Origin of the sequence: Streptomyces griseorubiginosus (genome assembly GCF_001514195.1) — a bacterium.
GTDB classification, from domain to species: Bacteria; Actinomycetota; Actinomycetes; order Streptomycetales; family Streptomycetaceae; genus Streptomyces; species Streptomyces griseorubiginosus.
Map to the genome: position 1 here is coordinate 67,466 of NZ_KQ948744.1, position 12,056 is coordinate 79,521.

The 12,056-nt window shown below is 69.9% G+C and carries 13 protein-coding genes; 9 read left to right on the forward strand and 4 right to left on the reverse strand.

Annotation, left to right across the window (positions count from 1 at the left end):
- Positions 1-3: 3 nt before the first annotated feature.
- Positions 4-969 (forward strand): CAF17-like 4Fe-4S cluster assembly/insertion protein YgfZ, encoded by a 966-nt coding sequence (gene ygfZ / locus AQJ54_RS35430; protein ID WP_062032720.1) that lies wholly within the window; start codon positions 4-6, stop codon positions 967-969.
- Positions 970-986: 17 nt separating this feature from the next.
- Here the strand turns inward: ygfZ and AQJ54_RS35435 are convergent, their stop codons facing one another.
- Positions 987-1,712, reverse strand: coding sequence for a hypothetical protein (locus AQJ54_RS35435; RefSeq protein ID WP_062244555.1), 726 nt, complete (start codon positions 1,710-1,712; stop codon positions 987-989).
- Positions 1,713-1,910: 198 nt separating this feature from the next.
- Here AQJ54_RS35435 and AQJ54_RS46465 point away from each other — a divergent pair, with 198 nt between their 5' ends.
- Positions 1,911-3,761 carry a helix-turn-helix domain-containing protein gene (locus tag AQJ54_RS46465; RefSeq protein ID WP_062244557.1) on the forward strand — a complete coding sequence of 617 codons (1,851 nt, stop codon included), beginning with the start codon at positions 1,911-1,913 and terminating at the stop codon, positions 3,759-3,761.
- Between the two features lie 13 nt (positions 3,762-3,774).
- Here AQJ54_RS46465 and dtd read toward each other — a convergent pair whose 3' ends face one another.
- Positions 3,775-4,200, reverse strand: a complete 426-nt coding sequence (gene dtd / locus AQJ54_RS35445) for a D-aminoacyl-tRNA deacylase (RefSeq protein WP_030318141.1) — start codon at positions 4,198-4,200, stop codon at positions 3,775-3,777.
- A 158-nt stretch (positions 4,201-4,358) separates the two neighbouring features.
- On the opposite strand from dtd, the gene AQJ54_RS35450 reads away from it, so the two are divergent.
- Positions 4,359-4,952 (forward strand): RsiG family protein, encoded by a 594-nt coding sequence (locus AQJ54_RS35450; protein ID WP_062032712.1) that lies wholly within the window; start codon positions 4,359-4,361, stop codon positions 4,950-4,952.
- A 105-nt stretch (positions 4,953-5,057) separates the two neighbouring features.
- On the forward strand, positions 5,058-6,335 hold the full coding sequence (locus AQJ54_RS35455; protein ID WP_062244560.1) for a GNAT family N-acetyltransferase: 1,278 nt from the start codon (positions 5,058-5,060) through the stop codon (positions 6,333-6,335).
- A gap of 235 nt (positions 6,336-6,570) precedes the next feature.
- On the opposite strand, the gene AQJ54_RS35460 is transcribed toward AQJ54_RS35455, so the two are convergent.
- Positions 6,571-6,750 (reverse strand): hypothetical protein, encoded by a 180-nt coding sequence (locus AQJ54_RS35460; RefSeq protein ID WP_062032707.1) that lies wholly within the window; start codon positions 6,748-6,750, stop codon positions 6,571-6,573.
- A gap of 200 nt (positions 6,751-6,950) precedes the next feature.
- On the opposite strand from AQJ54_RS35460, the gene AQJ54_RS35465 reads away from it, so the two are divergent.
- On the forward strand, positions 6,951-7,868 hold the full coding sequence (locus AQJ54_RS35465) for a winged helix-turn-helix domain-containing protein (protein ID WP_079070157.1): 918 nt from the start codon (positions 6,951-6,953) through the stop codon (positions 7,866-7,868).
- Between the two features lie 35 nt (positions 7,869-7,903).
- Here AQJ54_RS35465 and AQJ54_RS35470 read toward each other — a convergent pair whose 3' ends face one another.
- Positions 7,904-8,092, reverse strand: a complete 189-nt coding sequence (locus AQJ54_RS35470; protein WP_030318128.1) for a hypothetical protein — start codon at positions 8,090-8,092, stop codon at positions 7,904-7,906.
- 217 nt (positions 8,093-8,309) lie between these two features.
- Between AQJ54_RS35470 and AQJ54_RS35475 the strand changes: the two genes are divergently transcribed.
- The 4 genes from AQJ54_RS35475 (at position 8,310) to AQJ54_RS35490 (ending at position 11,826) form a co-directional block, all read left to right on the forward strand.
- A complete protein-coding gene (locus AQJ54_RS35475; RefSeq protein ID WP_062244563.1) occupies positions 8,310-9,191 on the forward strand; it encodes a winged helix-turn-helix domain-containing protein in 882 nt (293 codons plus the stop codon).
- 29 nt (positions 9,192-9,220) lie between these two features.
- Entirely contained in the window at positions 9,221-9,925 is a 705-nt protein-coding gene (locus tag AQJ54_RS35480; protein ID WP_346265474.1) for an HAD family hydrolase, read from the forward strand.
- Positions 9,926-9,943: 18 nt separating this feature from the next.
- Positions 9,944-10,834, forward strand: coding sequence for a GntR family transcriptional regulator (locus AQJ54_RS35485; protein ID WP_062244565.1), 891 nt, complete (start codon positions 9,944-9,946; stop codon positions 10,832-10,834).
- A 140-nt stretch (positions 10,835-10,974) separates the two neighbouring features.
- Positions 10,975-11,826, forward strand: coding sequence for a GntR family transcriptional regulator (locus AQJ54_RS35490; RefSeq protein WP_062244568.1), 852 nt, complete (start codon positions 10,975-10,977; stop codon positions 11,824-11,826).
- Positions 11,827-12,056 lie beyond the last annotated feature (230 nt).

Sequence of the window (12,056 nt, forward strand, 5' to 3'; positions counted from 1 at the left end):
CATATGAAGAGCCCTCTGCTGTCCCTGCCCGGCGCCGTCCCCGCCGAGGGCGTGGACGAAGGCGTCGCCGCGCACTACGGCGACCTGTTCCGCGAACAGCGCGCCCTCGCCGACGGCACCGGATTCGTCGACCTCTCGCACCGCGGGGTCGTCTCCGTCACCGGCGACGACCGCCTCAGCTGGCTGCACCTGCTGCTCACCCAGCACGTCAGCGACCTGCCCACCGGCCAGGCCACCGAGGCGCTGATCCTCTCCGCGCACGGCCACATCGAGCACGCCCTGTACCTCGTCGACGACGGCACGACCGTCTGGGCCCATGTCGAACCCGGCACCCAGGGCGCGTTGATCGCCTACCTGGAGTCGATGAAGTTCTTCTACCGGGTCGAAGTCGCCGACCGCACCGACGAGTTCGCCGTCGTCCACCTCCCCGCCGGGTCCATCGCCGAGGTGCCGGACGGGGTCGTCGTACGCGAGACGCCGTACGGCCGCGATCTCTTCCTGCCGCGCGCCGAACTGGAGTCCTACGCCGAGAAGTCCGGGCCCGCGGCCGGGCTGCTGGCCTACGAGGCGCTGCGCGTCGAGCACCACCGCCCCCGCCTCGGCTTCGAGACCGACCACCGCACCATCCCGCACGAGCTGGGCTGGATCGGTTCGGCGGTGCACCTCCAGAAGGGCTGCTACCGCGGCCAGGAGACCGTCGCCCGCGTCCAGAACCTCGGCAAGCCGCCGCGGCGCCTGGTCTTCCTGCACCTGGACGGCAGCGAGGTCCATCTGCCGCCCGCCGGCGCCGACCTCCGGCTCGCGGACGAGGGGCCCGACGGCCGCAAGATCGGCTTCGTGACGACGTCCGTACGGCACCACGAGCTCGGCCCGGTCGCCCTCGCCCTGGTCAAGCGGAACATCCCCCTGGACGCACGCCTCGTCGCGGAGACAACGGCGGCGGCTCAGGAAGTGGTCGTGGAGCCGTAGATCCAGACCGGTTGGCGTCACGACGAGCAGTTCTCGCCGCCGGCGTCCAGCGTCACCCACACCGACGCCCGGTGGACCGTGTCGGTGCCCGGTGGAAGCCGGGTGCTGACCAGGCCCGCCACATCGGCGCCCGCCTTCGCCGGGACCAGCTGGACGCCGGTGTAGGTGGTGGCGCCGAGCAGGTAGTCGGAGGTCGCGTCCGGGATCAGCACCGCGCCGATCTCGAAGCTCGCTCCGCGCTGCGCCGGGAAGTCGCCGATCTGCGGGCAGGCGTCCCAGCTGGTCGGGCCGGTGTCGGGCCCGGTCAGATGCACCCGCCCCAGCAGGTTCAGGGCGGCCTCGCCCTTCCTGTGCGCGACCAGCCACAGGGTGTGGTGCGGCGGGATCACCGCGAGGCCGTAGACCTTCTGGTGCAGCCGCACCGAGGCGGCCTGCTGCGGGTACTGGATCCGTACGGAGGCCGCGGCGGCAGACGGGGAGACGGACGGTGGTGCCGCCTGCGACTGCCTCACGGGGGCCGTGGGCCCGTCCCCCTCGGCGCCCGAGCCGAGGCCGGTGAGTGCCGAGACCACCGCCGCGATCCCGGTCAGCCCGCCCAGCGCGGTGATCAGGAAACCGGTCAGCAGGACGGCACGCGGGATGCTCTGCGGGCCCGACAACGTTTCCCGCTCCTCGTCGGGGTGGCCGTCCGAGGGGCCTTCCCCGTCCCGGGACTCCCCGGTCGTCGTGATGCGTGTGCTCATGCCTGAACCGACCCTCCCGGTCGTGAGCGCCCCGCCCCCCGCGCGGGGCGCTCTCCACGTCCAGGGTGCGTCCGGCCGGAAACCCTGGGCGCGATATGCCGTTGAAAACCCATAATTTGGCAACGGGCAGCGACCGGCCGGACACGGGGAGCAAGTGTTCGGGCGAACGAGGTGACGACCTGTCCCGGGGGAGGCGCCATGACACCGGAAGAGGAATTCGCCGAGGCGCTGCGCGTGCGCAGAAAGGCCGCCGGGCTCTCGCTCGGCGAGCTGTCACGGCTCGTCAACTACAGCAAGAGCTACCTCAGCCGGGTGGAGAACGGCACCCGGATGCCCGGCCCCGCGCTGGCCCGGGAGTGCGACACCGTGCTGCACGCGGAGGGAGAGTTGCTGGGTCTGCTGCCGGACCGGCCGGCGCGGTCCGTGCCCGCCGGGCCCGCCGGGCCACCCGTGCGGCCCGGGCTGCCCGGCCGGCGCCGGGGACGCGGACCCTCGGGAGCCGCCCCCGCCCCGGCAGGCACCTCCGGCACGCCGGGCACACCGGGCACGCCGCGCACCTCGCGCAGCTTCGGCACCTCGGGGAGCGAGTTCGACCAGCTGATCCGCCGCGGTGACGCCCGCCATCTCCTCGGCGACATGTACGGGGCCGGCCGGCTCTACCTCGCCGCGTACCGGGCCGCCGAGGGCGACGACCTGGCCCGCGCCCACGCCGTCGTGCGCTGCGCCCGCCGCTGGTCCGACCCCGGTCAGGTGGACCGGGAGCTCCTCGCCCGGATCGACGAGTGCCTGAAGACCCTGGCCGGCCGCGAGGACCTCCCCGCGGTGGAGCTGCGGCTGCGCCTGACCGCACACCGCGCCAAGAAGCTCACCATGGGCGTCGGCGACGACACCGCGGTCGCCGGCGCCGAGCCAGGCACGAGCGTCGACCGGGCCCGCGGGGTGCTCAGGGAGTTACGGGACCGGCTCCCGGGCATCGGCGCCGAGACCCACTGCGAGGTCCTCACCGAATGCCGCTGGGCCCTCTACGACTTCGCGCCCGCCGCCGAACTCCTCGCCCTGTCGGCCGAGTTACGGGACGTGGCGGTCCGCTCCCGCTCGATGTACTTCATCGGCGAGGCCCTGGTCGCCCTCGCCATCGACCAGTTGAGGGTGGGCCGGGTGACCGCCGCGGACGCGACCGTACGGCGTCACCGCGAGCACGCCGCCCACCGGCACAGCACCCTCGCGCACTGGCAACAGGGCACGCTGGACGCCCTGATGAACCTCTGGCAGGGCGAGTTCGCCGCCGCCGAGGAGTGGATCCTCGGCGAGTCCAGGACCATCGCCGAGACCATGGAACGGGATCTGGCGGTGCCCGCCGACACCCTCAGCCAGACCTGCCTGGGCCAGGCCTACTGGCTCCGCCACGAACAGGGCCGCATGGCCGAGCTGTTCGACTCCCCGCTGATGGCCGGAGTCCGGCGCCGCGACTACTTCCCGGTGTGGCGGGCGGGCCTCGCGCTCGCCCTGTGCGAGACCGGCCGCCACGACCAGGCGGCCGACCAGGTCCTGGCCTTCGCCGCGGACACCGGCGGCTTCACCAGGTTCCCGCCGAGCGGCTGGGCGCTGCCCACGGCGGCCGTCCTCGCCCAGGCGTGCGCGGAGCTGGCCGTACGGGACGTACGCGTCCGGGAGTTGCTGCCGTACGTGCCACCCCTGCGCGCCCTCCTGGACGCGCACCCCGGTGAACTGGTCCTCGCGGGCTGGCCGACCGTCCTGCTCGGGCCCGCCGCGCGCTTCAGCGGGCTGCTCGCGCTGGTGGCGGGTGAGCCGGAGACCGCGCTCGGGCACCTGCGCCGCGCCGTGCGGCTCGCGCAGCACTCGCCGGCGCAGATGACACGGCTGCGGCTGGACGAGGCACGGGCGCGGCTGCGGTCGGACTCCGCGGCGGTACGGGCGGGGGCGCGGGGACTCGCCCGCACGGCGCTCGGAACGGCCGAGGAGCTGGGCATGGCGGCCGTGGCCCGGGACTGCCGGGAGTTCCTGCGCCTGCCCGCCACCGGACGGTGAGGGTCACATCTCGTCACATCTCCAGCAGGACCGTGAACGGGCCGTCGTTGGTCAGGGACACCCGCATCCGCGCGCCGAAGCGGCCGGTGGCGACGGTGGCTCCCAGCGCGCGCAGCTGGGCGACGACCTCGTCGACGAGCGGCTCGGCGACATCGCCGGGGGCGGCCGCGTTCCAGGTGGGGCGGCGGCCCTTGCGCGCGTCGCCGTACAGCGTGAACTGGCTGATCACCAGCAGCGGGGCGTCGATGTCGCTGCACGACTTCTCGTCGTGCAGCATGCGCACCGACCAGAGCTTGCGGGCCAGTTGGGCCGCCTTCTCCTTGGTGTCCTCGTGCGTGACCCCGACCAGGACGCACAGTCCCTCGCCGCTGATCTCCCCGACCGTCTCGCCGTCGACGACGACGCTCGCGCCGTCCACCCTCTGCACCACCGCTCGCATACGACCATCATGCCGGGCCTGCCCGAAGGGACGGCGTCCGGGTTTGTTTTTGATCCTTAAGCCCCCATCTGCGGCCGTTCGGGGGCACTCGGTCACATAGCGGCCACTTGGGGTGGCACGATGCTTCCACACGCCGGTCGAGGGGACGGTAGAGGCGCATGAGCACACCGAGTACCGGGCGGCTGGACAGTCGGCGGCCGCCCGCACAACGTACGGACAGCCCCGTGCTGCCCCCGGAGCCGCCGGAGCACGACCTCGCCCGGCTGAGCCTGCCGGCGCTGCGCACGCTGCGCCGGGACGCCCAGCGGGACGAGGCGGACCTCAGTTACGTCCGCCGGCTGCTCCAGGGCCGTATCGACATCCTCCGCGCGGAACTCGCACGCCGCTCCCCGACGGGCCGGGACCCGCTCGCCGAGCGGCTCCCGGAGGCCTCGGTGGTCGAGCGGCTCCCCGAGATCCTCACCGACGCCCCGGCCCGCCACCGCTCCTCGGCCCGCCACGTCACGCTGGGCACCCCGCACAGCGAGGAGTACCGCCTGCTGGCGGCGGAGATGCTCGCCGAGGTCGAACTCTCGGACCTGGGCGCCCGCACCGACCTGGAGCTGAACACGGCGATGGGCCGCCTGGTGCGCTACGAGCAGCAGGTCTCCGGCCGCAGGCAACGCCTCCAGCGGACGGCGGACGAGTGCAGCGGGGAGATCACGCGGCGGTACCGGGAGGGGGAGGCGCAGGTGGAGGACCTGCTGGCGTAGCGGTGAGGGGGCGATGCGGCGGCGGTGAGGTGGCGGTGAGGTGGCGGACCCCGGGTGCGGAAAATCTGCGCGACACCTCCCTCCCCGCCCCCCTACCGTGACCCCATGAGCGACCGAGCCGACATAGCCCTCACAGCCGCCACCGCCGACATCGACGTCCGTGCGATCACCGAGGCCGAGTATCCCGAGTGGTTGCGGGCCGTGCGGGCCGGGTTCCTGAAGGGGCCCGTCGTGCCGGCGGCGGACGTGGAGGCGCGACGGGCGCAGTTCGAGCCCGGTCGGTTCATCGGGGCCTTCGAGGGGGACCGGTGCGTGGCGACCTTCCGGTCCTTCGCGCAGGAGGTGACGGCGGTCGGTGGCGGGTTCGTCGCCGCCGACGCGATCTCCGCGGTCACCGTGGCCGCCACCCACCGCCGCCGCGGTCTGCTGACCCGCATGATGACCCGGGATCTGGCCGCCGCGAAGGACCGCGGGGACGTCGTCGCCACCCTGATCGCCGCCGAGTACGGGATCTACGGCCGCTACGGCTTCGGCCCGGCCACCTCGGGCACCGTGTGGACGGTCGACGTCACCCGCGCCGGCCTCGACCCCCGGGGCCCGGCGCTGGACGGCGCCCGCATCGACCTGGTGGACCCCGACGTCGTCCGCAAGCTCGGTCCCGAACTGCACGACCGGGTGCGCCGGGCCACCCCGGGGGCGATCAGCCGCGGCGACTGGTGGTGGCAGCTGCACACCGGCGCCGTGCGCACCGACCCGGCGTGGACCGAGCCCTTCTACGCGCTGTACCGGGCCGCGGACGGCACGGTGGAGGGGCTGGTGGCGTACGACGTCGACGACAAGTGGGCCGACACCATGCAGCCGTCGAACACGGCGAACGTCCGCAGCCTGATCGCCTCGACCCCGGCCGCCGAGCGGGCGCTGTGGCACTACCTGTGCTCGATCGACTGGGTCATGCGGGTCAAGAGCGACTGGCGGGCCCCCGACGACCTGCTCCCGCACCTGCTGCCGAACCCGCCCGCGGCCGGCGTCGCCATGCACGCGGACTGGATGTGGGTGCGGATCCTGGATGTCGTACGGGCCCTGGAGGCGCGGACGTACGAGGGCGAGGGCGAGCTGGTGCTGGAGGTCGTGGACGGCTCCGGACTGGCCGGCGGCCGCTACCTGCTGGAGGCCGCACCGGACGGGGCTTCTTGTACGGCGACGACGCGGAGCGCGGATCTCACGCTGGACGTGGGGGAGTTGGGGCGACTGTGGCTCGGGGACGAGTCGGTGGTGCGGCTCGTGCAGCTGGGGCGGGTGCGGGAAGAACGAGCGGGCGCCGGCCGGGGGGCCGACGCCCTGCTGCGTACGTCCAGGCGCCCGTGGTGCCTGGACATGTTCTGAGACCTCCTTGTCGTGCGGCGACTGACTGTTCATCCGTAGCGGTGTTGTTTTTCTGTGGCGGTGCTGTTCAGTTGTGGCTGTGCGGGTGAGGCTCTTCAGTTGTCGGTGTTCAGTTGTGGCTGTGCAGACCGACCGGGCTCCCGGCTCCCCTCCGGAAGGGAGCCCGATCAGCCGGATCCAGGGCCCGAGGGGGCCTCGTCCGGACGGGGTCCCACGCTCACTGGCCTCATTGGCCTCACTGGGCGAGCAGCATCACGAGGATGACCGCGCCGATCCCGCCGATCGCGACGTTCTTGGACTTGACGCCGATGGTCAGCGCGACGAACGCGACGATGCCCATCGCGCCCCACTTCCACTGGACGAGCGCCTCGAACCCCACGGCGAGGGCGGCGACGGCGACGGCGACGAACGGCATGACGGTCCTCCTCCGGGACAGTCCCTTCGCGGGACGGTGGCCCCTGCCGACCGCCGACTCGGCCAACCTTGTGAAGGATTGACCATGTCTCCCAAGGTTGCTCAAGTTGGCGACCAACTTCACAGTACTTATCTCCGCTTGGAAGCGGCTCATAACCACCTTCCGGTGAACTGCCAAAAGATGGCGGGAAGTTGTAGTGTTTGGCCGTGGACCCGAAACACGCCTCCGTCAATGGACGGAAGAGGTCACAGCGGCCACACAAGTCCCATCACGAGGTGGCCGACGAGCTCCGCGCCCGGATCCGGTCCGGCACGCTGCGGGCAGGTCAGCGCATGCCCACGCAGGCGCGGCTGGCCGACGAGTTCGGGGTGGAGCGCGGAGTCGTACGCCAGGCGCTGTACGTCCTGCAGGCGGAACACCTGCTCACCAACGTGTCCAAGGGAAGCCCGGCGACCGTCGCCCCCGACCTGGGAACGGGCCGTTCGCCGCACGGCGCCGGAGCCGCCCCGCAGCCCACCACGGTCGCCCTCGGCCCCCGTATCGCCGCCGCCTTCGCGGCCCCGCACGTCGAGATCGACGCGCTGTGCCTGACCTCGGTCTCCCTCAACCTCGCGATCGGTGAGGGGCTGCGCCAGATCCACGCCGGACGACTGAATCCGGCCAAGATCGACGTCCGGGTCCTGCTGCCGGGCCGGGACATCGACCTCGCGTTCCCGGTGTCGGTGGAGGACCGCGGCGACGACGACCCGGTGCACGACCGCTGGCTGGCCCAGCGCAACGCACAGGGCCAGGTCCTCCGGCACAACCTGCTCGCCCTGCGCGCCACGCACGGCATCGACGTCCGGGTCTCCTTCCGCGCGCTGCCCTTCACTCCGCCGGTCAAGCTGTACCTGCTGAACGGCTCGGAGGCGCTCTTCGCGTACTACACGCTGACCCGCCGCAAGCAGCAGATCGACCACGAGCACCTGGAGCTGTACGACTCCGAGGGCACGCAGTCGATGCTGTTCCCCTTCGAGCAGGGCGCCGGCCTGCGGGACACGACCTTCGTGGAGCAGTCCCACCTGTGGTTCAACGCGCTGTGGGAGACGATCAGTTCGGAGCTGGCGCTCACGAGCTGACGTCTCCCACGGTGACTGACGGAGGCGCTGTCCCCTCACATCGCCGGACCGGCGACGAGCAGGGCGAGCACGACCGCTCCGGTCGAGCTGATCGCGGGGTTCTTGGCCTTGAGGCCGATGGTGAGCAGCAGCATCCCGATGATGCCGCTGGCGCCGTACTTCCACTGGAGAGTCTGCTCGACCCCGACGACGAAGACAGCGGAGAGGAGGGCAAGGGCGGGCATGGTGGTTCCCCCTTCGGGCGTCGGGGCGGGCGAGGCGGGTGGTGGTGCGGGTGGTGCTGAGGGCGACTCGATTGACGGTTCGGTCGACGATGCGGAGGCAAAACCTCCACCAACTCGACCAAGTTGGCAACCAACTCTGACTATGTTGTCCCCACTTGGCTGTGGTTGATAAACAACTTCGCAACAACTCCCCATAGATGGATTGGAGTTGTAACGTTTGGTCGTGACCCAGGAGAACGTGGCAGTGAACGGCAGCAGAAAGCTCTCGCCCCAGGAAATCGCTGACACCCTGCGAGAACGCATCCGCACGGGCGACCTCAAGGCCGGCGACCGCCTCCCCACCCAGGCGGAACTCGCGGACGAGTTCGGCGTGGAACGAGGCACGGTCCGCCAGGCGCTGCGCGTGCTCCAGGAGGACGGGTTGCTCAGCAATGTGAGCAAGGGGAGCCCACCGCGGATCGCGGAGCGGGTACCGGGCCTGTCGGGGGAGCCTCAGCCGACGATGGTGGCTCTGGCGCCCCGACTCACGGAGGCGTTCGCGAGTCCGCACGTCCGTATCGACGCCGCGTGCCTCACCGCGGAGACCTTGATGGTGGCCCTGAGCGAGCCGGTCCGCCTCATCCACGAGGGCCGGATCCGCCCCGAGTCCATCGACGTCCGCATCCTGCTGCCCTCCCGCGACATCAACCTGGCGTTCCCGGTCCCGGTGGAGGCCCCCGACGACGACAACCCGGTCCACCAGCGCTGGCTGGAGATGCGCAACGCCCAGGGCCACGTCCTCCGCCACAACCTCCGCGCCCTGCGCTCCTCCCACGGCATCGACGTGAAGGTCACGTTCCGCGCGCTGCCGTTCACTCCGCCGGTGAAGCTGTACTTGCTCAACGGGGTGGAGGCGTTGATCGCGTACTACATGGTGTCGCGTCGGGAGGAGTCGACAGACGCGGGAGTCCTCGACATGTACGACGTCCTGGGCACGGAGTCGCTGCTCTTCTCGTTCGAGAAGGGGGCCGGTGAACGTGACGCTTCGTTCGTCGCGCAATCCCAGAAGTGGTTCGACGCCCTCTGGGAAACCATCACGACTGACCTGACACTCTCTTAGTGACTCCTGAGACAAAGCACACTGGACCGGTGACAGCAGAGAAAGCAGAACTCTCATCACTGGTCGCCTCCGCCCGATACGTGTTGTGGGACCTGGACGGGCCGATCTGCCGGTTGTTCGCGGGGTATCCGGCGCACGAGATAGCCGGTGAACTCGTCGCGAAGATCGAGCTGTTGGGCATGGGCGCGCTGCTCACTGAGCAGGAACGATCCAGCAATGACCCCCAGGAAGCCTTGCGTGGCGTGCACGAGCGCCGCAGGGGAAGCGATCTTGTCCTTGAGCTGGAAGGGTGGCTCACTCGACGAGAGTTGGAGGCCGTGGCCCTTGCCAGGCCTACCCCGTACGCCGACCCGCTGATCAGGACCTGGTGGTCGCTCGGCGTCAAGTTCGCGATCACCACCAACAATGCCGCCCTCGCAGCAGAGGCGTACGTCGAGACGCGTGACCTGACGGGCTGCTTCCCGCACGTCTACGGCCGCACCCCGGACCTCGACCTGATGAAGCCGAACCCGTACTGCCTGGAAGAGGCCATCAAGGCCATGGGGGCGGTTCCGGCGGCGACGTTGATGATCGGTGACGCTCCGACAGACCTTGAGGCCGCACGTTTGGCCGGAGTCGAGTTTCTGGGTTACGCGCGTAACGAGCACAAGGAGGAGATCTTGAGGGAGGCGGGCGCGGAGGTGGTCGTACGCTCGCTGGACCAAGTTCTCGACGTCCTGCGCGAGGCGCGCTGAGGTCGGTACGGTCGCGGTGTGAGCGAAGAGCGCGGCAAGGCAGCCGCCATCCTGGCGACACTGCGGTCCCGTATCGCCGAGGGCGAGTACAGGCCAGGGCAAAACCTGCCACCACAGCGTGCTCTCGCCGAGGAGTTCGACGTCTCGCGCGACACGATCCAGCGTGTCCTGCAGGAGTTGAAGACCGAGGGCTGGATCGAAGCCCGGCAGGGCAGCGGATCGAAGGTCCGAGCCACGCCCCCGATCCATGTGACGACCCCGTCGAAGGTCCCCCCGGGCCGCGTAGCGCTGGGCCCATTCATCGCGCGCGCCTTCGCGCAGCCGACCGTGGAGTTGGACGTCTTCACTTTCACGTCGGAGAGCCTCGACACCCACATGCGGGTGCAGGCCGAGGCGATCCGAAGCGAACAGATCCCCGCCCCGGAGCGCATCATGCTGCGGATACTGCTGCCGTCCGACGAGATCGAGTTGCCCTATCCGCGAGCAAGGACGCCGAAGGGCGCCACCCCGACCGCCGAGGTGCAGGAACTGGACCGGATCCTCCAGGCCAGGACCCGGGAGATCATCAGACGCCACACCTCCTCGCTGCGCAACGCCCTGCGCAACCTCAAGACGGACGCACTGGTGGACGAGGTGGACGTGAGGGTGCTGGAGGTGCCGCTGGCTCCCACGCACAAGCTGTATCTGAGGCGGGGCGTCGAGGGCCTCATGGGGCCCTACAGGATCGTGGAGCGCACGATCCTGATGGATGACGACACCGAGATCGACGCCTGGGACGTTCTGGGGCTTGGCTCGACCCTGATAAGGCTGGTCCATGACGAGGGCGATCCCCACGCCGTCGGTTCGGTGTTCATGCAGAGCTGGCAGGAGTGGTTCGACGCCTGTTGGCACCGTTACGGATCGTGCTGACACCCTCGGGCCCCTTTCAGTCCACTGGACTGGTTGTTGCAAATTGGTTGTCCCCGGCGAAACAGATCGCTAATCGGCCGACAACTTGTTTGCTGTATGACGGGTAGCGGTAGGGTCGACTTGTGGGTACCGGTAGTGCAGTGGATGAAGGCGGCCGGAAGTTCCAGGAGCTGAAGAGCGCCCTGCTCGCGGAGATCACCGAAGGCGAGTACGACGAAGGAACCCTGCTGCCGCCTCAGCGTGAGCTCGCGACGCAGTACAACGTGTCCCGGGACACGGTCCAGCGCGTGCTCATGGTCCTGGCCGAAGAGGGCTGGATCGATTCACGTCAGGGCAGGGGTTCGGTGGTGCTGCGCACGCAGACCGTCCGGTCGAGCGCCCGCGAAAACGCCACCGTACGGCGCGTGACACTGGGCCCACTCATCGCTGCCGCGTTCAGAGCGCCAGACGTCTCGCTCGACGCGTTCACCCTCACTTCAGAGGTCCTCTACACCCACGTTCGGGTGCAGGAGGAACTGATCCGGGCCCGCGAGATCAGGCCGGCCACGATCACCGTTCGCATGCTGGTGCCGGACGACGACCAGCCGATGCCGTTCCCCTACGCCCCGGGCGCTCGGCATGACGACCGGCCTCAACGGCATCTTCGGGGTATCCGGAAGTACCACACGGAGAACCTCGTCCGTCGCCTTGCGGAACTGGAGAGGGACACTCCCGGACTGACGGCCACGGTAGAGATCCGCCGGGTCCCCTTCGTTCCGTACTCGAAGCTGTACATCTTCAATGGTGCCGAAGTGGTGACGGGGCCCTACGTGCCGTCCGAGCGGCCTATAACCCTCGACGACGGAACCACTCTGGACGTCGTCGACGTCATGGGCTTCGACTCCACGCTGACTCACTGCGCCAAGGACTCCGACCCGGACTCGCAGGACTCGCTGATCGTGAGCAGCTGGCAGAGATGGTTCGACTCGACATGGCGGCTGCTCGCGACGTAACGAAGCGGGCACGAGGGCGTTAAAAAAGCCGGCACGCCCCCGACATGTCCGATAGGTCTCCCTCCAAAGGACGCATCAAGGCCATGCGAAGGGGCGCGTACCGCTATCGTGTGCATCAATTTTCTTGGATGCGCATCCCTTTTGATGTTTAGAACTAGCGTTTCAGGAGCATGAGTGGCGATCGGGGCTTGGCCTGACCGCGGGGGCGAAGTCCGGGATGCCGTGGTTTC